Consider the following 22,688-nt stretch of genomic DNA (forward strand, 5'->3'; position numbering starts at 1 on the left):
ATTTAAAACGTTAACAATAAAAATTTAAATTTAGAATGAGGTTTTACTTCATGGAAAATGTTGTCGTACATATTATCTCACATAGTCACTGGGATCGTGAGTGGTACTTGCCTTTTGAAAGCCACCGTATGCAGTTGGTGGAATTATTTGACAATCTCTTTGATCTCTTTGAAAATGACCCTGAGTTCAAGAGCTTCCACTTGGATGGTCAAACCATTGTCCTTGATGACTACTTGGAGATTCGCCCTGAAAATCGCGACAAAGTCCAACGATACATCGACCAAGGCAAACTTAAAATTGGTCCTTTTTACATCTTGCAAGATGACTACTTGATTTCAAGTGAAGCCAATGTCCGCAACACTCTTATTGGTCAGCAAGAAGCTGCAAAATGGGGCAAATCCACTCAGATTGGTTACTTCCCAGATACCTTTGGAAATATGGGGCAAGCTCCTCAAATCCTTCAAAAATCAGGCATTCACGTGGCAGCCTTTGGTCGTGGTGTGAAACCGATTGGATTTGACAACCAAGTTCTCGAAGATGAGCAGTTTACTTCTCAGTTTTCAGAAATGTATTGGCAGGGTGCGGACGGAAGTCGTGTCCTCGGGATTCTCTTTGCCAACTGGTACAGTAATGGGAATGAAATTCCAGTTGATAAAGACGAGGCCTTGACCTTCTGGAAACAAAAATTGGCAGACGTTCGTGACTATGCTTCGACCAACCAATGGTTGATGATGAACGGCTGTGACCACCAGCCTGTTCAGAAAAATCTGAGCGAAGCCATTCGTGTGGCAAATGAACTCTTCCCAGATGTGACCGTTGTTCACAGTTCTTTTGATGAGTATGTTCAAGCTGTGGAAGGTGCCCTACCAGAGCAGTTATCAACGGTTACAGGCGAGTTGACCAGTCAGGAAACTGATGGCTGGTACACACTTGCCAACACTTCTTCATCCCGTATTTACCTCAAACAAGCCTTCCAAGAAAACAGCAACCTCCTAGAGCAAGTTGTAGAACCCTTGACTATTATTACTGGGGGCCACAACCACAAGGATCAGTTGACCTATGCTTGGAAAACTCTTTTGCAGAACGCGCCTCATGATAGTATCTGTGGCTGTAGCGTGGACGAAGTTCACCGTGAGATGGAAACTCGTTTTGCCAAGGTTAACCAAGTTGGAAACTTTGTGAAGAGCAATCTTCTTAACGAGTGGAAGGGCAAAATCGCTACAGCTAAGGCTCAAAGTGATTATCTCTTTACTGTCATTAACACAGGATTGCATGATAAGGTTGATACTGTCAGCGCAGTGATTGATGTGGCGACTTGTGATTTTAAGGAATTGCACCCAACAGAAGGCTACAAGAAGATGGCTGCTCTTACCTTGCCAAGTTACCGTGTGGAGGACTTGGATGGTCGTCCTGTAGAGGCTAAAATCGAGGATCTTGGAGCTAATTTTGAGTATGATTTACCAAAAGACAAGTTCCGCCAAGCTCGTATTGCTCGACAAGTGCGCGTGACCATTCCAGTTCACCTAGCGCCACTTTCTTGGACAACCTTCCAATTGCTGGAAGGAGAACAAGAACACCGTGAAGGCATTTACAAAAACGGGGTGATTGATACACCATTTGTAACGGTGAGTGTGGATGACAATATCACAGTTTATGATAAGACAACTCACGAAGCTTACGAAGACTTTATCCGCTTCGAAGACCGTGGAGACATCGGAAACGAGTATATCTATTTCCAACCACAAGGAACAGAGCCAATCTATGCAGAGCTTAAGGGCTACGAGGTCTTGGAAAACACAGCTCGCTATGCTAAGATTTTGCTCAAACATGAGTTGACCGTGCCTGTCAGTGCGGACGAAAAGCTAGAAGAAGAACAAAAAGGTATCATCGAGTTTATGAAGCGTGAAGCTGGACGTTCAGAAGAGTTGACAAGCCTTCCGCTGGAAACTGAGATGACTGTCTTTGTTGACAATCCACAAATCCGTTGCAAAACTCGCTTTACCAACACTGCCAAAGACCACCGTATCCGTCTCTTGGTCAAGACTCATAACACGCGTCCATGCAACGATTCTGAAAGCATCTATGAGGTGGTGACACGACCAAACAAACCAGCTGCTTCATGGGAAAATCCTGAAAATCCTCAACACCAACAGGCTTTTGTCAGTCTGTATGACGATGAAAAAGGTGTGACGGTATCCAACAAGGGATTGAATGAATACGAAATCCTTGGGGACGACACTATTGCAGTGACGATTTTGCGTGCATCAGGTGAGTTGGGTGACTGGGGTTACTTCCCAACACCAGAAGCTCAGTGTTTGCGTGAGTTTGAAGTCGAGTTTGCTCTCGAATGCCACCAAGCCCAAGAACGCTTCTCAGCTTTCCGTCGTGCTAAAGCCTTGCAGACACCATTTACAGCTCTTCAAGTTGCAAAACAAGAGGGTAGCGTGGCTGCGACTGGTAGCCTTTTGAATCATTCTGTTCTCAACATACCGCAAATCTGTCCAACAGCCTTTAAGATAGCTGAAAATGAAGAAGGCTATGTCCTTCGTTACTACAATATGTGTAGTGAAAATGTACGTGTACCAGAAAGTCAACATCTCTTCCTTGACCTACTTGAACGACCATACCCAGTTCATAGAGGCCTCATTTCACCACAAGAGATTCGTACAGAATTCATCGAAAAAGAAGAAATTTAATTTCAAAAAGTAGACATAAAAAGAAAGGAGGGGCGAAAAAGTAAGGACTAACTGCTGATTCGCCCCTTTTTATGGTAAAAACAATGACCATTGCAACGATTGATATCGGAGGGACTGGGATTAAGTTCGCCAGTCTGACTCCTGATGGGAAAATACTGAATAAGACAAGCATTCCAACGCCTGAAAGTTTGGAGGATTTACTAGCTTGGTTAGACCAGCGTTTGTCAGAGCAGGATTACAGTGGGATTGCTATGAGTGTTCCAGGCGCGGTCAATCAAGAGACGGGTGTGATTGATGGCTTCAGTGCGGTGCCCTACATCCATGGCTTTTCTTGGTATGAAGCACTTGCCCATCATCAGCTACCTGTCCATCTGGAAAATGATGCCAACTGCGTTGGACTCAGTGAATTACTGGCTCATCCAGAGCTTGAAAATGCAGCCTGTGTCGTGATTGGGACAGGGATTGGCGGAGCTATGATTATCAATGGCAGACTTCATCGAGGTCGCCACGGCCTGGGTGGAGAATTTGGCTACATGACAACCCTTGCCCCTGCTGAAAAGCTCAACAACTGGTCGCAACTAGCGTCAACTGGGAATATGGTGCGCTACGTGATTGAAAAATCTGGTCAGACTGATTGGGACGGTCGCAAGATTTACCAAGAAGCCGTAGCTGGCGATATCCTTTGCCAAGAAGCTATTGAGCGCATGAACCGCAATCTGGCGCAAGGTTTGCTTAATATCCAGTATCTCATCGATCCAGATGTTATCAGTCTGGGAGGCTCTATCAGCCAAAATCCAGACTTTATCCAAGGTGTCAAGAAGGCTGTCGATGACTTTGTCGATACCTACGAAGAATACACGGTCGCACCTGTTATTCAAGCCTGCACCTATCACGCAGATGCCAATCTCTACGGTGCCCTTGTCAATTGGCTACAGGAGGAAAATCAATGGTAAGATTTACAGGAATTAGCAGTAAACAACATCAAGCTATAGAGTTGCTTCAAAAGCACATTTCTCTACCAGATGTCGAAGTAGCTGTCGCCCAATCTGACCAAGCCTCTATCTCTATCAAGGGTGAGGGTGGACACTATCAACTAACCTATCGCAAACCTCACCAACTCTATCGCGCCTTGTCCTTGTTGGTAACAGCTCTAGCAGAAGGTGATAAAGTAGAGATTAAGGAGAAGGCGGCTTATGAAGATTTAGCCTACATGGCTGACTGTTCTCGAAATGCAGTTTTGAATGTAGCCTCCGCCAAGCAGATGATTGAGGTCTTGGCGCTCATGGGCTATTCAACCTTTGAACTATACATGGAAGACACCTACCAGATTGAGGGGCAACCTTATTTTGGCTATTTCCGTGGTGCCTATTCGGCTGAGGAGTTGCAGGAAATCGAAGCCTACGCCCAACAGTTTGACATGACCTTTGTGCCTTGTATCCAGACCTTGGCCCACTTGTCAGCCTTCGTTAAATGGGGTGTCAAAGAAGTCCAGGAGCTCCGTGATGTAGAGGACATTCTTCTCATTGGCGAAGAAAAGGTTTATGACCTGATTGATGGCATGTTTGCTACTCTATCTAAACTACAAACTCGCAAGGTCAATATTGGGATGGACGAAGCCCACTTGGTTGGCTTGGGACGTTACTTGATATTGAACGGTGTTGTGGATCGTAGTCTCCTCATGTGCCAACACTTGGAGCGCGTGCTGGATATTGCTGATAAATATGGTTTCCACTGCCAGATGTGGAGCGATATGTTCTTTAAACTTATGTCAGCAGATGGCCAGTACGACCGTGATGTGGAAATTCCAGAGGAAACTCGTGTCTACCTAGATCGTCTCAAAGACCGTGTGACCTTGGTTTACTGGGACTATTATCAGGATAGCGAGGAAAAATACAATCGCAATTTCCGCAACCATCACAAGATTAGCCATGACCTTGCCTTTGCAGGGGGTGCTTGGAAATGGATCGGTTTTACACCCAATAACCATTTCAGCCGTCTTATCGCTCTTGAAGCGAACAAGGCCTGTCGTGCCAATGATATCAAAGAAGTCATCGTGACGGGTTGGGGGGACAATGGTGGGGAAACTGCCCAATTCGCTGTCCTACCAAGCTTGCAAATCTGGGCAGAACTCAGCTACCGCAATGACCTAGACCGTTTGTCTGCTCATTTTCAGACCAATACAGGCCTATCAGTTGAGGACTTTATGCAGATTGACCTTGCTAACCTCTTACCAGATCTACCAGGCAATCTCAGCGGGATCAATCCCAATCGCTATGTCTTTTATCAGGATGTTCTCTGTCCAATCCTTGACCGACATATGACACCTGAACAGGACAAACCGCACTTCGCTCAGGCTGCTGAGACGCTTGCTAACATTAAAGAAAAAGCTGGCAACTATGCCTACCTCTTTGAAACGCAGGCTCAGTTGAATGCCATTTTAAGTAGCAAAGTCGATGTGGGACGACGCATTCGTCAGGCTTACCAAGCAGATGATAAAGGAAGTCTGCAAGAAATCGCAAGGCAAGAATTACCAGAACTCAGAAGCCAAATTGAAGACTTCCATGCCCTCTTTAGCCACCAATGGCTGAAAGAAAACAAGGTCTTTGGTTTGGATACGGTCGATATCCGTATGGGCGGACTCTTGCAACGCATCAAGCGAGCAGAAAATCGCATCGAGGCTTATCTGGCAGGTCAGCTGGACCGCATCGATGAGTTAGAAGTGGAAATTCTGCCATTTACAGACTTCTACGCAGACAAGGACTTCGCAGCCACAACAGCCAACCAGTGGCATACTATTGCGACAGCTTCAACCATTTATACAACTTAAAAACAAGAACACCGTGCCTTACTCAGAGTGTTTCTCGTGAAACATCCCTTTCTTAAACAAGTACTCCACATAAAATAATTTGTGGAGTTTTTTCTATAATTAGTAGTTTAACCTAACCTTCAAATAGGAGTATACTAATAATGTAATCGTTATCAAAAGTCTAAAAAGGAATTTTTAGATGGATATCAAAATAAAAAAGGGAGGAAATTATGAATAAGTTTTCAAAAACCTTGAGAGACAACTGGATCTTTCTCTTGATGGTTTTGCCAGGGGCACTCTGGTTGATTCTATTCTTCTACATTCCAGTATTTGGGAACGTGGTTGCCTTTAAAGACTACCACATGACCAGTAATGGATTTATAGATAGTATCGTGAATAGTAAATGGGTCGGACTCGATAATTTCAGATTCTTGTTTAGTTCAAAAGACGCCTTTATCATCACTCGAAATACTGTCCTCTACAATCTAGGCTTTATCTTTATCGGTTTGATTGTATCAGTAGGGATTGCCATCATCCTCAGTGAACTCCGTTCTAAGAGAATGGTTAAGATTTTCCAAACTTCCATGTTGTTCCCTTACTTCTTGTCTTGGGTTATCATCAGTTTCTTTACAGATGCCTTCCTAAACATTGATAAAGGGGTTTTCAACCATTTCCTAGAGTCTATCGGAATGAAGGAAATCAATTTCTACGCTGACTTGGGTATCTGGCCATATCTTCTACTTTTCCTAGGTATTTGGAAAGGTTTTGGATATAGCAGTGTCATGTACTATGCGACAATCATGGGAATTGATCCAACCTACTACGAAGCAGCAACAGTGGACGGGGCTAGCAAATGGCAACGAATTCGCAATGTAACTATTCCGCAGTTGACACCATTGGTAACTGTATTGACCATCCTTGCAGTCGGAAATATCTTCCGTGCAGACTTCGGTCTCTTCTACCAAATCCCCCACAATGCTGGTCAGCTTTATAACGTAACCAACGTTTTGGATGTATATGTTTATAACGGTTTGACTCAGACAGCGGATATCGGGATGGCTTCAGCAGCAGGTCTCTACCAATCAGTTGTCGGCTTGATTCTGGTTATCCTATCAAACTTACTGGCAAGACGAGTTGATCCAAACTCAGCCTTGTTCTAGAAAGGAGGAGAATATGGCAGAAAAGAAAATTAAAAAAGAAAAAATTGATAATGTCGGCATTCACTCCTTCAGTAAGAAAGCGGATATCTTCTTTAGTACCATTTCTGGTTTGGTTGCCCTCTCTTGTATCCTACCCTTTGTATTCGTTATCGTTATTTCAGTGACAGATGAAAAGAGTATCCTCCAAAATGGATATAGCTTCTTCCCATCTCAATTTGGATTAGACGGTTTTGAGTTTTTGGCACAATTTAAGGATAAAATTCTCCAAGCTCTCTTCATCTCAGTTTTTGTAACAGTGGTGGGGACTATCACAAACGTTTTTATCACAACAACTTATGCCTACGCCATCTCACGGACAACCTTTAAGTATCGCAGATTCTTTACGATTTTTGCCCTTCTTAGTATGTTGTTCAACGCTGGTTTGGTACCAGGCTATATCGTGGTAACTCGTTTACTTCAACTTGGTGATACAGTTTGGGCCTTGATTGTTCCAATGCTTCTCTCTCCATTTAACATCATCTTGATGCGTTCCTTCTTTAAGAAGACTATCCCAGAAGCCATTCTTGAATCCGCTCGTATCGATGGTGCCAGTGAAGCCCGAATCTTCTTCCAAATCTGTTTGCCATTGTCACTTCCAGGTATCGCAACCATCACGCTTTTGACAGCTCTTGGTTTCTGGAATGACTGGTTCAACGCCCTTCTTTACATCAAGAGTGACAACTTGTACCCATTGCAATATTTGCTCATGCAAATCCAGCAAAATATGGACTACATTGCAAAAGCAGTCGGCCTATCTGGTCAATTGGGAGTTGCTCTACCAAAAGAAACAGGACGTATGGCCATGGTTGTGGTCGCAACCCTTCCAATCGCGATTCTGTATCCATTCTTCCAACGCTACTTTGTAAAAGGTTTGACTATCGGTGGTGTGAAAGAATAGTGCTTATTGAGAAGAACATTTCTCATTTCCAAACTTCCCTTGTGTGAAGTTAAAATCATTACATTGTTTATAAGTTTAAAAATAAAAAAAGGAGTTTTTGTCATGAAAAACTGGAAAAAATATGCTTTTGCATCTGCTAGCGTAGTCGCTTTGGCTGCTGGTCTCGCTGCTTGTGGAAACCTTTCAGGTAACAAGAAAGCTGCTGACTCAGCTTCAGGTGAAAAAACTGTTATCAAAATGTACCAAATCGGGGACAAACCAGATAACTTGGATGAATTGCTAGAAAATGCCAACAAAATCATCGGTGAAAAAGTTGGTGCTAAATTGGATATCCAATATCTTGGATGGGGTGACTATGATAAGAAAATGTCAGTTATCACATCATCTGGTGAAAACTACGATATCGCCTTTGCATCTAACTATGTTGTAAATGCTCAAAAAGGTGCTTATGCTGACTTGACAGAATTGTACAAAAAAGAAGGTAAAGACCTTTACAAAGCACTTGACCCAGCTTACATCAAAGGTAATACTGTAAACGGTAAAATTTACGCAGTTCCAGTTGCAGCCAACGTTGCATCATCTCAAAACTTCGCCTTCAACGGAACTCTTCTTGCTAAATACGGTATCGATATTTCAGGTGTCACTTCATACGAAACACTTGAACCAGTCTTGAAACAAATCAAAGAAAAAGCTCCAGATGTAGTGCCATTTGCGGTTACTAAGAACTTCATCCCATCTGATAACTTTGATTACCCAGTTCCAAATGGACTTCCATTCGTTATCGACCTTGAAGGGGACACTACTAAGATCGTAAACCGTTACGAAGTGCCTCGCTTTAAAGAACACTTGAAGACTCTTCACAAATTCTATGAAGCTGGATACATTCCAAAAGACGTAGCAACAAGCGATACTTCATTTGACCTTCAACAAGATACTTGGTTCGTTCGTGAAGAAACAGTAGGACCAGCTGACTACGGTAACAGCTTGCTTTCACGTGTTGCTAACAAAGATATCCAAATCAAACCAATCACTAACTTCATCAAGAAAAACCAAACAACACAAGTTGCTAACTTTGTCATCTCAAACAACTCTAAGAACAAAGAAAAATCAATGGAAGTGTTGAACCTCTTGAACACTAACCCAGAACTCTTGAATGGTCTTGTATACGGTCCAGAAGGCAAGAACTGGGAAAAAATTGAAGGTAAAGAAAACCGTGTTCGTGTCCTTGATGGATACAAAGGAAACACTCACATGGGTGGATGGAACACAGGTAACAACTGGATTCTTTACATCAACGAAAACGTTACAGATCAACAAATCGAAGATTCTAAGAAACAATTGGCTGAAGCTAAAGAATCTCCAGCACTTGGATTCATCTTTAACACTGACAATGTGAAATCTGAAATCTCAGCTATCTCTAACACAATGCAACAATTCGATACAGCTATTAACACTGGTACTGTAGACCCAGACAAAGCTATTCCAGAATTGATGGAAAAATTGAAATCTGAAGGTGCCTACGAAAAAGTATTGAACGAAATGCAAAAACAATACGATGAATTCTTGAAAAACAAAAAATCATAAGATCAATTGATTTCGTGTATTCATTCCTAATTCCTAAAAATTAAATCACTGTTTTCCTCAGGTTTGTCTGGGGAAGGCAGTGATTTTTTGAAACGAGAGCATAGATATCCATGTTTTTATCACTATTTAACCATTCAGGAAATCTCAAGCACTATTTAGGATTCGGAGTAAGGATTTAGGAGAATATAGCTTATATTAGAGATGTTACGAGTTTACAAAGGAGGGTTCACATGAAAAAGTATCAACTTCTATTCAAAATAAGTGCAGTCTTGTCTTACTTATTTTTCGTATTTGGTCTTTCTCAGCTGACGCTTATTATCCAAAATTATTGGCAATTTTCTTCCCAGATTGGCAATTTCTTCTGGATTCAAAATATCTTGAGTTTGCTATTTAGCGGAGTCATGATTTGGATTCTGGTTAAGACAGGCCATGGTGATCTTTTTCGCATTCCAAGAAAAAAATGGCTTTGGTATTCGATTTTGACAGTATTAGTGGTAGTGCTCCAGATCTCTTTTAACGTTCAGACAGCTAAACATGTTCAGTCAACTGCTGAAGGTTGGGCTGTATTGATAGGTTATAGTGAGACTAACTTTGCTGAGCTAGGTATCTATATAACTTTGTTCTTTCTGACTCCACTTATGGAAGAGCTAATCTATAGAGGATTACTGCAACACGCTTTTTTTAAGCATTCGAGATTTGGCCTTGATTTGCTTCTTCCGTCAATTTTATTTGCTCTTCCTCATTTTTCAAGCCTGCCTAGTTTGTTAGATATCTTCGTCTTTGCAACATCTGGCATCATCTTTGCTAGTTTGACCCGCTATACCAAGAGCATTTATCCTTCCTATGCGGTGCATGTGATGAATAATATTTTCGCAACATTACCATTTTTGCTGACTTTTTTACAGAGGATATTTGGGTAAAATATTGGTACGAGAGTTAGGAATGATAGCTTTTCAATTTAAGGAGGAAAATAAGAATGACACCATTAAAATGGTTTGCAGGAGGAAGCGAAAGGCGTTGTGAAGCCATGACTATCATAGATCATCTACTAGAAGACATAAAGGATACGCCTCAGCTGACTCCCTTGAAAAATCTGTTAGTGAGTTATAAAAGACGATTAGAGGACGATGGGACCTCTACTCCATTTATTTTGAGCCAAATGAATGTTGACATCTCACGTGTGTTGATTGATAATAAGCTGAGTTTGTCCGAAGGTCAAGCCGAGCAGATCAAAAAATTAAGAGAATTATCTGTGATTCGCTATGGTTACTGATGAAGTGCAGGGATAAGCACCTTTCTACAATTTCCAGTCAAATAAATTGCATTCGTTTTCTCAAGCAGGTATACTAGTATAGTTAGATGAAAAATTCTGAAAATTTAAGAATAGAAAAGAGAACAAATCTTATGGCAAAAGATATTCGTGTCTTACTTTACTACCTTTACACTCCAATTGAAAATGCAGAGCAATTTGCTGCAGACCACTTGGCTTTCTGTAAATCAATCGGCCTTAAAGGCCGTATCCTAGTCGCTGACGAAGGAATTAACGGAACAGTTTCAGGTGATTACGAAACAACTCAAAAATACATGGACTACGTTCACAGCCTCCCAGGTATGGAAGACCTCTGGTTCAAGATTGATGAAGAAAGTGAACAAGCCTTCAAGAAGATGTTTGTTCGCTACAAGAAAGAGATTGTCCACCTTGGTTTGGAAGACAACGACTTTGACAACGACATCAACCCACTTGAAACAACAGGTGCTTACTTGTCTCCAAAAGAGTTCAAAGAAGCTCTTCTTGACGAAGATACGGTTGTCCTTGACACACGTAACGACTATGAGTACGACCTAGGACATTTCCGTGGAGCTATCCGCCCAGATATCCGCAACTTCCGTGAGTTGCCACAATGGGTTCGTGATAACAAGGAAAAATTCATGGACAAGCGTGTCGTGGTTTACTGTACAGGTGGGGTTCGCTGTGAGAAATTCTCAGGCTGGATGGTTCGTGAAGGCTACAAAGATGTCGGTCAATTGCACGGAGGAATCGCAACTTACGGTAAAGACCCAGAAGTTCAAGGTGAGCTTTGGGATGGGAAAATGTACGTCTTTGACGAGCGTATCGCTGTAGATGTCAACCATGTCAACCCAACTATCGTAGGGAAAGACTGGTTTGATGGAACACCATGTGAACGTTATGTCAACTGTGGAAATCCATTCTGTAACCGTCGTATCTTGACATCAGAAGAAAATGAAGACAAGTACCTTCGTGGATGCTCACACGAGTGCCGTGTTCACCCACGTAACCGCTATGTTTCAGAAAATGAATTGACACAAGCTGAAGTTGTCGAGCGCCTAGCCGCTATCGGTGAAAGCTTGGATCAAGCAGCTACTGTATAAGATTAAACAGTCCTCAGGGGCTGTTTTTCTATGCTTTTTACTCAAAAATCTAAAGTTTGTTTCTGTATCTTTCAGGAAAATAAGGTATACTATATGTAAACGATTTCAAAGGAGTCCAGTTATGACGAAAACATTTTTTATTCCAAATAAACAGAGCATTTTAGGAGAACAGGAAATTTTGACTGCCAAGTCCGTCTTGGCCTTGGTAGATGGTTTGGAGTCACATAGCTATGATGCTGTCTATCTCCGTCAGCCTCTTAATCGTCTCGAGTATATCGAGTGTGCGATAGTGGGGCAATCACAATTTCTTTTTAAGGTCAGTTATGCTGATGGTCAAAAGGCTTACCGTGTCGATCTTCCTGACCTACTCACGAAGACAGACTGGCAGATTATCAAATCATTTTTAGATGCTCTGCTTGCTTACACAGGAACTGAGATTGAAGGACTAGATGGTTTTGATTTTGAAGCTTATTTCCAAGCAAGTATTCAAGCCTATTTAGCAGACACTGCAGCCCGTTTTACGATTTGCCAAGGAATTTTTAATCCTGTTTTCTTTAGTCATGAGGATTTGAAAAGCTTTTTAGAGGCAGATGGCTTGGCTCAGTTTGAAGCGCGTGTGCGTGCGGTTCAAGAGACAGATGCCTACTTTGCAAGAGTTTCCTTCTATCAAGATGGAGAAGACCAAGTGCACGGTGTTTATCATCTGGCTCAAGGAGTCAAGACTGTTTTACCGAGAGAACCATTTGTTCCTGTAGCCTATATGGAGCAATTGGTGGATAAGGAAGTGCAGTGGGAGATTGACTTGGTTCAAATCACAGGAGACGGCTCTAAACCAGAAGACTATGAAGCCATCGCTCGTTTGGACTATGCAAAATTCCTAGAGTCACTACCATCAGCATCTTACCATCAACTAGACGCCAATCAATTAGAAATTCAACCCATCTTAGAAAAAGATTTTAAAGCATTAGCACAAGAAGAGTAAAGCAGAAGCAGGTCAATCGACTTGCTTTTTGGCATAGAAAAATCCTGCTATGAAAGACAGGATTGCTACTCAATGAAAATCAAAGAGCAAACTAGGAAGCTAGCCGCAGGCTGTACTTGAGTACGGTAAGGCGAAGCTGACGTGGTTTGAAGAGATTTTCGAAGAGTATGAAGTTTAAAGAAAGGCTAAGATACGGAGATAATCTCCAATTAGTGCCACTTCAGCTACAAAGAAGAGGAGGATAATGACTCCGTTCACAAGGACAGACAAGAATAACTGATAGAAGGAGTCGGTTTCACTTGCTTGACTAGGTCTCGTAATGATATGGAGGCTAGCAAGCAGAATGATTCCGATGCTAATCACACACAAGAGAGCCGTAAATCGCAGGCTGTCAAAGAAGGCAAAGAAACTAGCAATAGCAGTGAGGAAGATTGGAATTGCTAAGAGTTGACTATATTGTTGGAGAACCTTTTCTAGCGTCCAGTCCTTTTCTTGGTAGATAAATCGTCTCACGACGAAACTACCCAAGAGGAATGAAAAGAAGAAGAGTGTTGTTGCTACTAGGATAGAGATAATCGAAAAGAGATTCAATGAAGCAAATTGTTCAGGGAAGTGATTATGCATAGTTGCTATATGTCCATAGTAAGCATGTTTGATGTGGTAGATACTAAAGAAAAAGGAAGATGCAGAAAACAGAATGAGCAAGAGAAAGGCTGTGTAGCTGTGTGTGCTACTTGTTTCAAGCTTGCTTGTAGGAGATTTGAGAGCCTCCACTAGCCAAGACCAAAAATCAAGCACTTGCTCCTTCCATTTATCCGTAGATTTTGGAGCTTGGTCGGGGATATAGGGACTTTCTAAGGATTGACTGATAAGAAGGGGCTCTTTCGTGGTTGGTTTTTGCTGCGGAAGTGCTTCTTGACTCTCTTCAGCTTTAGTGATTTTTTCTGTTTCCCCAGAAAGATCTTGCTCTTCTTCAGTAGAGTCTAATGCTTCCTTTTCTTCTATTTCTGTTCTCGCTTCACTGTCTTCAGGAGCTTCAATTTTCTCTTCTTGCTGGTTTTCAAGTTCGACTTTAGCTTGAGAGACTTCCTCCTCTACTTGAGTATTTTTTTCAATTGGTGTATCGAGATCGGCTATCGTTTCTTCAGTTTTATCTATCATTTCTTGTGATAAATCTTCTGATTTGTTTTCATTTGGTGATTTAACAAAATCATTACTTTCAAACCATTCTTGTTTCATGGTAGAACCTCCTTTTTAGTGGGCTATGCGTTATAGTGGTCGATATAAATAGGTTTGTTAAGGTCTGTTTGCTGTAATTTCAAGACTAATATAATCATCAGCCTTAGCTATGAGTTGACCTTTTGTATCAGTTTTTTCAGTTTTGTAAGGGTTACTCAATTCGTTGGGGTGGCGTTGACTCTCGTCTTTCGATAACTGATAAATAGGACCATAGTGACTTGAGAAGTCTAAGTTGATTTCTTGGCTTTCTTTTTGAGTTAGCGTGATACTAAGTTCATTTTTAGAAGTTAGTTCTACCTTACCATATACTTTAATATTGTCAACGTAGAAGTGATTTTCTGTTGACTCTAGCTGACTATCTGTCAGTTCTGTGCTAAAGATATTGATGATATTTGGTGTTGTGAATTTGCTGTTTTTGATACGACTTCCTTCAATTCGGAGGAGATAACCATTTGTATTGAGAGTTGCATTTTCAAGGCTAGCATTTATGATGGTGGTTTGTCCACGATTGGTTGACACGTTGATCCCTTTTAGACTTCTTCCTTTTGGAACTTGGAGAATAACTTCTTCAAAACGACGAGAGTAGCCACTTGCGATATGGAGAATCCCGCCAATTCCAGAAGAGAGAAATGGAGTTTCAGACAGTTTCTTATCAGTGAGGCTTAGAGTTTTGTCGTTTTGATTCGTGATAAGATCATGGTGAGCAGAAAGAGATGGATGGTAAGAAATGTGGATTTGATCATCGAAAGAGTCTGTGATGGTGAGTGCGTGTTGGTGGAGAGTAATTTCTAGGTTTTCGACTTCCTTGCCAAAGGTTAGCTTTTCCGTACGGCTATCATAGACAGGTTCCTTGGACATGGAAAGTAGGCTCTTAATCCCGTCAGATTGGATACCTACAAAAAGCAAGATAAAGCCGATAACGGTAGTCACCACACCAAAAATGAGAAATCCTTTTGTCAATTTACGCATGCTGGTCACCTCTCTTTCCTTTTTTAAGAACAAATTGTACCAGGCGAACAATGAGTAGGCCGAAGAAGCGAGCTACATAGGAAATACCTAGTAAGACCAGCGAAGAAGCACCGATGGCTAGTAAACCAGCACCAAAAATCAAGATAAAGGCTGATTTAGCTTGGGCTAAGACAGTGAAACTTTCAACTAAAAATAGGGATCCGCCGATGATGCCTAGTATGGAAACCGCAAAGAAAGCCAAGATGACAGTCAAGGCTGCCACAAAGATTGCGAACAGGGACACGAGGATGGCGATTCCCAGAGGAATACCGATGGGGGCTGCAAGGAGAGCTAACAAGGCGATATGCAAAATTTGTCGGTTATTCTTTTGAGCGGGTGCCTCATTAATTTTTTTATCGAGAAGATTGGAGAGGACTTCGTGGGCTGCTTCCTTAGGAGTTCCTAAGCTAGCGATGAGTTCTTCTTCTCCTTCGACTCCAGCATCGTCAAAGAGTTCCCTGAAATAGTCCATGGCTTCGATGCGGTCAGTTTCAGGTAGTTTCTTGAGATAGAGTTCTAGCTGAGTCAGGTATTCAGTTCTTGTCATGGCGGATACTCCCTTCTATGATGCCATTAATGGTGTCTGTATAGAGTGCCCATTCATCTTTTAGGGTCACGAGCTGTTCTATACCACCATTTGTCAAGGAGTAGTATTTGCGCATGCGACCTTGGAACTCTCTAGAATAGGTTGTCAGAAAGCTATTGCCTTCCAATTTTTTGAGAATGGGATAGAGAGTAGATTCTTTGATGTTAGCGATAAGCTTAATGGTCTGGCTAATCTCATAACCATAAGAATCATCCTGCTCCAGTACGGCCAAGATGAGAAATTCAATCAAGGCAGAGGATGTTGGAAAGTACATGGGGAAACCTCCTTTTCTAATGTGTAATATTTTTATATATAATTTTTCTACACATACATTGTACATCTAAAAGAAAGCCCTGTCAAGAAATATGTGTAAAATTTTTATATATAAAAAACTTCTAGGCAAAACTAGAAGTTTAGAGGATTTTATCAGCTCTGTCCACTGTAAAGAGGGCCACAGTCATGATGATATCGACGAGCAAGAGGGCAGCTACAGCTGGTACCCAAGAGTGGAAAAGGTCAAAACTGTAACCAAATAGCGTTGGTCCAAAGGCTGCTAGGATATAGCCTCCTGTTTGAGATAGACCAGACAATTGGGCTGTTTTTTCAGGGGCGCTTGTCTTGAGTGAAAAGTTGACCATGAGATAAGGGAAGAGGGCGCTGGTTGCGGTTCCGATGAGGAGATGGATGGCAAGCCAGTAAAAGAAATTACCAATAGGGAAAAAGAGCATGGAAATGCCGACCACGCCAGCCAGTGAGACCAGAGTGAGCATGAGCTGACGGTTACGAGTAGATAAACTAGTTGTCAGGCTTGGGATAGTCATAGAAAAAGGAATGCTAATCAGAGAGAAGATAGATGTCAGCAAGCCAGCTTGGTGACTGGATAGGCCTGCATGGATGGCCATAGTAGGTAGCCAGGTCATAGCAGTGTAAAAGAGCAAGGATTGAAAACCTGCAAAGACAATCACTGCCCAGACCTGTTTATTAAGCATAACCGTTGTTTTGCTTTTTTGTTTGGTTTGTGGAGCCAGTCTGTGATTGTAACGGTGATTAGGTAGCCAGACCAAAAAAGTTGCTAGGCAGAGCAGGGTGAGGAGGATGATCAGTCCTTTCCAAGAACTGGCTTGTGTAATAGGCACAGCTAGATAGGAAGCCAGAGCCGTCGCAACCCCCATAGACGTTACATATAAGGTGGTCAGAAAACCAATCTTCTTTGGTTGATTGGCTTGGATAAGACTAGGAAGCAGCACATTGATGACTGCGATACTTGCTCCAACCATCAAGGTTCCTAGATAGAGCAGGGGCAGATTGATTAGTCGAATCAGAGAACCGATAGTCAAGAAGAAAAGGCTGTAGGTAAAGAGATGCTCTAAGCCGATTTTCTGAGCCAGTCGGGTAGAAAATAGTGAGAAGAGGGTAAACATGAGGAGAGGAAGGCTGGTCAAGACACCAAGCGAACTAACTTCTACTCCCAGCCCTTGCGAAATATCTCCCAAAATAATGGGTAAAACAGTAAAAGGAGTCCGCAAGGAAACACCAATTAGTATAATACCTGGAACAAAAAAGAGTGATTGCTTTTTCATATATTACCTCTCCTAGCTGATTTTAATAACAGCTTATTTTAAGGCTTTTTCCCTATAATGTCAAGTAAGGTTTTGGGCTTTCAAGATAAAAATGGGAAAGTCTTGAAAATTATGATAAAATAGTGGAAGGAAATCTATACATTGGAGAAAAACTGTGTCTGAAAAGCAAAAAATCAGCGTATTGATGTCGGTCTATATCAAGGAAAATCCGACATTTTTAAAGGATGCTATTGAGAGTGTTCAAAATCAGACCCTGAAACCGAGCGAATTGGTTCTGGTCGAGGATGGGCCTTTGACTCCTGAGCTCTATCAGGTATTAGACCAGGTGGAAGCTGAGTCTGATATTCCAGTGCAACGCTATCCTCTTGAGCAGAATCAAGGTTTGGGTCTGGCTCTTCGACAGGGTGTTTTGCAGTGTCAGTACGATATTATTGCCCGTATGGATACGGATGATATCGCTGTTCCAGACCGTTTTGAGAAACAGGTTCAGCTAATGGAGAAGAATAAGCTCGACCTATTAGGTGGCCATATTGCAGAGTTTATTGACAATCCTGATGAGATTGTTTCTTACCGTCGTGTTCCAACCCAGCATGCAGATATTATAGCTTATCAAAGGATGAGAAGTGCCTTTAACCACATGACTGTCATGTTCAAGAAGGATATGGTTCTCAAGGCAGGCAACTATGAAGATGGTCTTTATATGGAGGATGACCTCCTCTGGCTCAATATGATTGCTGCAGGAGCCAAGACTGGAAATCTGGATCAAATCTTGTGTCAGGTTCGTGTTGGTGCAGGAATGTTTGAGCGTCGTGGGGGACTGCGTTACCTCAAACTCTATCGTCAAGCTCGTCAGCGCATGCTGAAGAGAGGGCAAATTTCTTACATGGAGTATGCTAAGAGTGTTGCCATTCAGATGGTTGTTGCTCTTTGTCCAGGATTTGTCCGACAGTTTATTTTTATGAAACTGTTAAGAAAAAGCAATTAAAAGATTGTAGCAAATCGTAAACTAGAGAAAAAGTGTTATAATAACAATATAATGCTCTTCGAAAATCTCTTCAAACCGCGTTAACGTCGCCTTGCCGTAGGTATATGTTACTGACTACGTCAGTTCCATCTACAACCTCAAAACAGTGTTTTGGGCAACCTGCGGCTAGTTTCCTAGTTTGCTCTTTGATTTTCATTGAGTATAATCATCCAGCTCTTTTAAGGAGGAGTAAATTTCTATGAATAAAAAACTCACAGATTATGTGATTGATCTGGTGGAAATTTTAAATAAACAACAAAAACAGGTTTTCTGGGGAATATTTGATATTTTGAGTATGGTGGTTTCCATCATTGTATCTTATATCTTATTCTACGGCTTGATTAATCCAGCACCTGTTGACTACATCATCTATACGAGTTTGGCCTTCCTGTTCTATCAATTGATGATTGGATTTTGGGGATTGAACGCTAGTATCAGTCGTTACAGCAAGATTACGGATTTCATGAAAATCTTTTTTGGTGTGACTGCTAGCAGTATCTTGTCATATAGTATCTGCTATGCCTTCTTGCCTCTCTTCTCCATCCGTTTTATCGTGCTCTTTATCTTGTTGAGTACTTTCTTAATTTTATTGCCACGGATTACTTGGCAGTTAATCTACTCCAAACGCAAAAAGGGAAGTGGTGATGGTGAGCATCGTCGTACCTTCTTGATTGGTGCGGGAGATGGTGGAGCTCTCTTTATGGACAGTTACCAACATCCAACTAGTGAATTAGAACTTGTCGGTATTTTGGACAAGGATTCTAAGAAAAAGGGCCAAAAACTTGGTGGAATCCCTGTTTTGGGTTCATATGATGATCTGCCTGAATTAGCCAAACGCCATCAAATTGAGCGTGTTATCGTTGCGATTCCGTCACTTGACCCGTCAGAATATGAGCGTATCTTGCAGATGTGTAATAAACTGGGTGTCAAATGTTACAAGATGCCTAAAGTTGAAACGGTTGTTCAAGGACTTCACCAAGCAGGTGGAGGCTTCCAGAAGATTGATATCACAGACCTTTTGGGTCGTCAGGAAATTCGTCTTGACGAATCGCGTCTGGGCGCAGAACTTACTGGAAAAACAATCTTAGTCACAGGTGCTGGTGGTTCAATCGGTTCTGAAATCTGTCGCCAAGTTAGCCGCTTCAATCCTGAACGTATCGTCTTACTCGGTCATGGGGAAAACTCAATCTACCTCGTTTATCATGAATTGATTCGCAAGTTCCAAGGGATTGATTATGTGCCAGTTATTGCAGATATTCAAGACTACGACCGTCTGTTGCAAGTTTTTGAGCAGTACAAGCCAGCTATTGTTTACCATGCTGCTGCCCACAAGCACGTTCCGATGATGGAGCGCAATCCAAAAGAAGCCTTCAAAAATAACATTCGTGGAACTTACAATGTTGCTAAGGCTGTTGATGAAGCTAAAGTACCTAAGATGGTTATGATTTCGACAGATAAGGCGGTTAATCCACCAAATGTTATGGGAGCAACCAAGCGCGTGGCTGAGTTGATTGTTACTGGCTTTAACCAACGTAGCCAATCAACCTACTGTGCAGTTCGTTTTGGAAATGTTCTTGGTAGCCGTGGTAGTGTGATTCCAGTCTTTGAACGTCAGATTGCTGAAGGTGGGCCTGTAACGGTGACAGACTTCCGCATGACCCGTTACTTTATGACCATTCCAGAAGCTAGCCGTTTGGTTATCCATGCTGGTGCTTATGCCAAGGATGGAGAAGTCTTTATCCTTGATATGGGCAAACCAGTCAAGATTTATGACTTGGCCAAGAAAATGGTCCTTCTAAGTGGACACACCGAAAGCGAAATTCCAATTGTTGAAGTTGGAATCCGTCCAGGCGAAAAACTCTACGAAGAACTCTTGGTATCAACCGAACTCGTTGATAATCAGGTTATGGATAAGATTTTCGTTGGTAAGGTTAATGTCATGCCTCTAGAAGCTATCGATAAAAAGATTGAAGAGTTCCGAACTCTCAGTGGAGATGAGTTGAAGCAGGCCATTATCGCCTTTGCCAATCAAACCACCCACGTTGAATAAAAACAGAAAAACGCATATTATCAGGTCTTGAACCTTGGTAATATGCGTTTTGTTATGTATAGACTTATACTCTTCGAAAATCTCTTCAAACCATATCAACGTCGCCTTGCCGTAGGTATATGTTACTGACTTCGTCAATTCTATCTGCAACCTCAAAACAGTGTTTTGAGCAGCCTGCGGCTAGTTTCCTAGTTTGCTCTTTGATTTTCATTGAGTATTACTTCATTTTCTTCTGAAATAGAGTTGTCGCCCAGTCTATGTTATTGAAAATACCCCAAAACTTCTAAGGGTTTGTGGGCGATATAATCAGGTTGATAGTTTAGCAAATCTGCTTGCTCACCAAATCCCCAAGTGACGGCCAATTTCTGAATGCCTGTTTCTTGAGCTCCAAGCATATCAAACTTGGTATCTCCGATGATGATGGCTTGTTCCGGTGCTAGTTGATGTGCCTGCAAGGCTTGGCGAATGACATCTGCCTTATGGGGTGCTTCAGGGCTGGAACCATAAATGCCATCAAAGAAATGATAGATTTCCAAGTTTTTAGTCATGTCTTGAGCGGTTGGAGTATTCTTTGTAGTGGTGATATAAAGAGGGTAATTGCTCGATAACTTCTCAAGCAAGTCTACAATTTGAGGAAATAGTTGAGCTTCATGGATGCCTTTTGCCTTGTAGTAAGAACGGTATATCTGCACGGCCTCAGAAATTTGTTCTTTGGGCAGGCAGGTCGCAAAACTACTTTCAAGGGGTGGTCCCATAAAACCACGAATAGTTTTGGCATCAGGGCTAGGCACCCCCAGTTCCTTAAAAGTATGAGTAAAGGCATTGTGAATCCCGATAGAACTATCAACGAGGGTTCCATCTAGGTCGAAAAAGATAGCTGAGATAGAGGTCATAGTTTCTCCTATTTGATAAGCTTATTCTCCGAAAATTTCTTTTTGGAGGCGACGACCAGTTGGGGTAGCAGCGAGTCCACCTTCAGCTGTTTCACGAAAGGCAGTTGGCATGCTTGCTCCTACTTGGTACATGGCATCGATCACTTCATCCACAGGAATTTTAGATTCGATACCTGCCAGGGCCATGTCTGCTGCGATGAAGGCAAAGCTGGCTCCCATGGCATTACGTTTGACGCAGGGAACTTCGACCAAGCCGGCAACAGGATCACAGATGAGGCCTAGCATATTTTTAATGACAAAGGCAATGGCCTGACTGGCCTGATAAGGTGTCCCACCTGCAGCCAGAGTCAAGGCAGCAGCACTCATAGCAGAGGCCGAACCAACCTCGGCCTGGCAACCGCCCTCAGCACCTGAGATAGAGGCATTGTTTGCGATGACTAGTCCAAAGGCACCCGCAGCAAAAAGGAAATCCAGCTGTTGCTCGTGGCTGAGGTCTAATTTTTCAATAGCAGCAGTGAGAACGGAAGGCAGACAGCCAGCACTTCCTGCGGTAGGAGTGGCACAAACCAAGCCCATTTTAGCATTGTGTTCATTGACTGCAATGGCATTTCGGGCAGCAGAGAGAACCGTGTAATCTGACAGAGTTTTTCCGTTTTTGATGTAGTGATCCAATTTGGCAGCATCTCCACCTGTCAGGCCACTACGAGATTTATTTTCATTGAGGCCAAGTTGGACAGAGGCTTTCATGACTTCCAGATTGCGTTCCATGAGAAGGAAGACTTCTTCACGTTCGCGACCGGTCAATTCAAACTCTGTTGTAATCATGAGTTCTGCGATATTTCCTTGAAAGTCTAGTTCTGCCTGCTCGACCAATTCTTTAATAGAATAAAACATACTTCCTCCTATTTAAAGAAATTGACATTGTGGAGATGAGGGATTTTTCGAATTTCTTCGATAGCCTCATCACAGTTACGACTGTCAACTTCGATAATCATAATGGCTTTTTCACCAGCTTTTTCACGAGTAACATTCATCTGGGCGATATTGATACCATAGCGTGAAAGGGCCTCTGTTACGAGGGCAATCATACCTGGAATATCTTGATGAACAATGATGATAGTCGGTGTATTCATATTGAGAGAGACGGCAAAGCCATTGAGTTCGGTTACCTGAATATTTCCTCCACCGATAGAAATACCAGTCACACTGATGGTCTTGTGGGCATTTTTAACGGTAATTTTAGTAGTGTTTGGGTGAGGGGCATTGCTGTCTTTCTGAATGGTCCAGACAATCTTGATACCACGCTTGTGGGCAATCTCCAGACTGTTTGGGATTTCAGGATCATCTGTATCCATGCCCAAAATACCTGCAACAAGGGCTAGGTCTGTTCCGTGACCACGATAGGTCTTGGCAAATGAGTTAAATAGTTGGAATTCGACTTCTGTCGGAGTATCATCAAAAATGGAAGAGACAATCTTCCCAATACGAACAGCACCAGCGGTATGGCTACTAGATGGGCCAATCATAACTGGTCCGATGATATCAAAGACAGATTGAAAACGAAGTGATTTCATCAGTTTCCCCTTATAAAAATTCTTATCTCTATTATATCAAAGAATGGGTGTCTTGACTTTAATTGTGGATGAAAACCTTTTTACACTACAATTAGCATAAAAAAGCATCTTTTGTGACAAAAAATAGCTTATTTAGGGGAATAAAAAATAATTTTGTAATATTTCTACATAAAAGTGT

The 22,688-nt window shown here is 42.1% G+C and carries 20 protein-coding genes; 12 read left to right on the forward strand and 8 right to left on the reverse strand.

Translation table 11 applies throughout. The features are described 5' to 3' along the window. Window positions 1–50 precede the first annotated feature (50 nt). The 10 genes from D8849_RS04255 to D8849_RS04300 all read left to right on the forward strand — a co-directional run bounded on the left by D8849_RS04255 (window position 51) and on the right by D8849_RS04300 (window position 12,556). The gene (locus D8849_RS04255; RefSeq protein ID WP_125386299.1) at window positions 51–2,696 is read left to right on the forward strand and encodes an alpha-mannosidase; all 2,646 of its coding nucleotides are present in this window, start codon (window positions 51–53) and stop codon (window positions 2,694–2,696) included. Window positions 2,697–2,779: 83 nt separating this feature from the next. Continuing rightward, complete coding sequence (locus D8849_RS04260; RefSeq protein WP_180948044.1) at window positions 2,780–3,649, forward strand: ROK family protein; 870 nt, start codon at window positions 2,780–2,782, stop codon at window positions 3,647–3,649. Continuing rightward, window positions 3,643–5,523 carry a beta-N-acetylhexosaminidase gene (locus D8849_RS04265; RefSeq protein ID WP_125386300.1) on the forward strand — a complete coding sequence of 627 codons (1,881 nt, stop codon included), beginning with the start codon at window positions 3,643–3,645 and terminating at the stop codon, window positions 5,521–5,523. Before D8849_RS04260 ends, D8849_RS04265 begins: the two co-directional genes overlap by 7 nt. Window positions 5,524–5,732: 209 nt before the next feature. Beyond that, complete coding sequence (locus tag D8849_RS04270) at window positions 5,733–6,662, forward strand: ABC transporter permease (RefSeq protein ID WP_001032152.1); 930 nt, start codon at window positions 5,733–5,735, stop codon at window positions 6,660–6,662. 13 nt (window positions 6,663–6,675) lie between these two features. Continuing rightward, complete coding sequence (locus tag D8849_RS04275; RefSeq protein WP_000818353.1) at window positions 6,676–7,599, forward strand: carbohydrate ABC transporter permease; 924 nt, start codon at window positions 6,676–6,678, stop codon at window positions 7,597–7,599. Between the two features lie 102 nt (window positions 7,600–7,701). After that, a complete protein-coding gene (locus D8849_RS04280; protein WP_125386301.1) occupies window positions 7,702–9,183 on the forward strand; it encodes an ABC transporter substrate-binding protein in 1,482 nt (493 codons plus the stop codon). Window positions 9,184–9,413: 230 nt separating this feature from the next. Then, complete coding sequence (locus D8849_RS04285; RefSeq protein ID WP_125386302.1) at window positions 9,414–10,103, forward strand: CPBP family intramembrane glutamic endopeptidase; 690 nt, start codon at window positions 9,414–9,416, stop codon at window positions 10,101–10,103. A gap of 56 nt (window positions 10,104–10,159) precedes the next feature. Next, window positions 10,160–10,456 carry a bacteriocin immunity protein gene (locus tag D8849_RS04290; protein ID WP_049491184.1) on the forward strand — a complete coding sequence of 99 codons (297 nt, stop codon included), beginning with the start codon at window positions 10,160–10,162 and terminating at the stop codon, window positions 10,454–10,456. Window positions 10,457–10,587: 131 nt separating this feature from the next. Then, complete coding sequence (gene trhO / locus D8849_RS04295) at window positions 10,588–11,574, forward strand: oxygen-dependent tRNA uridine(34) hydroxylase TrhO (RefSeq protein WP_001030024.1); 987 nt, start codon at window positions 10,588–10,590, stop codon at window positions 11,572–11,574. Between the two features lie 121 nt (window positions 11,575–11,695). Further along, window positions 11,696–12,556, forward strand: a complete 861-nt coding sequence (locus D8849_RS04300; protein ID WP_125386303.1) for a DUF4299 family protein — start codon at window positions 11,696–11,698, stop codon at window positions 12,554–12,556. Window positions 12,557–12,730: 174 nt separating this feature from the next. Here the strand turns inward: D8849_RS04300 and D8849_RS04305 are convergent, their stop codons facing one another. From D8849_RS04305 to D8849_RS04325, 5 genes are all read right to left on the reverse strand, one after another. Beyond that, complete coding sequence (locus D8849_RS04305; RefSeq protein ID WP_125386304.1) at window positions 12,731–13,795, reverse strand: DUF6574 domain-containing protein; 1,065 nt, start codon at window positions 13,793–13,795, stop codon at window positions 12,731–12,733. A gap of 57 nt (window positions 13,796–13,852) precedes the next feature. Continuing rightward, window positions 13,853–14,764 (reverse strand): DUF4097 family beta strand repeat-containing protein, encoded by a 912-nt coding sequence (locus D8849_RS04310; RefSeq protein WP_125386305.1) that lies wholly within the window; start codon window positions 14,762–14,764, stop codon window positions 13,853–13,855. Continuing rightward, window positions 14,757–15,350, reverse strand: a complete 594-nt coding sequence (locus D8849_RS04315) for a DUF1700 domain-containing protein (protein ID WP_125386306.1) — start codon at window positions 15,348–15,350, stop codon at window positions 14,757–14,759. Before D8849_RS04315 ends, D8849_RS04310 begins: the two co-directional genes overlap by 8 nt. Further along, window positions 15,337–15,663: a PadR family transcriptional regulator gene (locus D8849_RS04320; protein ID WP_000273858.1), complete on the reverse strand. Its 327-nt coding sequence runs from the start codon at window positions 15,661–15,663 to the stop codon at window positions 15,337–15,339. Before D8849_RS04320 ends, D8849_RS04315 begins: the two co-directional genes overlap by 14 nt. Window positions 15,664–15,802: 139 nt before the next feature. Next, entirely contained in the window at window positions 15,803–16,969 is a 1,167-nt protein-coding gene (locus tag D8849_RS04325; protein WP_125386307.1) for a CynX/NimT family MFS transporter, read from the reverse strand. 154 nt (window positions 16,970–17,123) lie between these two features. On the opposite strand from D8849_RS04325, the gene D8849_RS04330 reads away from it, so the two are divergent. After that, a complete protein-coding gene (locus tag D8849_RS04330) occupies window positions 17,124–17,954 on the forward strand; it encodes a glycosyltransferase (RefSeq protein ID WP_125386308.1) in 831 nt (276 codons plus the stop codon). 238 nt (window positions 17,955–18,192) lie between these two features. Next, window positions 18,193–20,043 (forward strand): polysaccharide biosynthesis protein, encoded by a 1,851-nt coding sequence (locus D8849_RS04335; RefSeq protein ID WP_125386309.1) that lies wholly within the window; start codon window positions 18,193–18,195, stop codon window positions 20,041–20,043. 260 nt (window positions 20,044–20,303) lie between these two features. On the opposite strand, the gene D8849_RS04340 is transcribed toward D8849_RS04335, so the two are convergent. From D8849_RS04340 to sdaAB, 3 genes are read right to left on the reverse strand one after another with little or no spacing between them, the layout of a single operon-like run. Beyond that, window positions 20,304–20,936 (reverse strand): HAD family hydrolase, encoded by a 633-nt coding sequence (locus D8849_RS04340; protein WP_125386310.1) that lies wholly within the window; start codon window positions 20,934–20,936, stop codon window positions 20,304–20,306. A 21-nt stretch (window positions 20,937–20,957) separates the two neighbouring features. Beyond that, a complete protein-coding gene (sdaAA, locus tag D8849_RS04345) occupies window positions 20,958–21,830 on the reverse strand; it encodes an L-serine ammonia-lyase, iron-sulfur-dependent, subunit alpha (RefSeq protein WP_125386311.1) in 873 nt (290 codons plus the stop codon). Window positions 21,831–21,838: 8 nt separating this feature from the next. Then, window positions 21,839–22,510 carry an L-serine ammonia-lyase, iron-sulfur-dependent subunit beta gene (gene sdaAB / locus D8849_RS04350; RefSeq protein WP_000838912.1) on the reverse strand — a complete coding sequence of 224 codons (672 nt, stop codon included), beginning with the start codon at window positions 22,508–22,510 and terminating at the stop codon, window positions 21,839–21,841. Window positions 22,511–22,688 lie beyond the last annotated feature (178 nt).

The organism is Streptococcus mitis (assembly GCF_003942765.1).
Taxonomy (GTDB): Bacteria; Bacillota; Bacilli; order Lactobacillales; family Streptococcaceae; genus Streptococcus; species Streptococcus mitis_BE.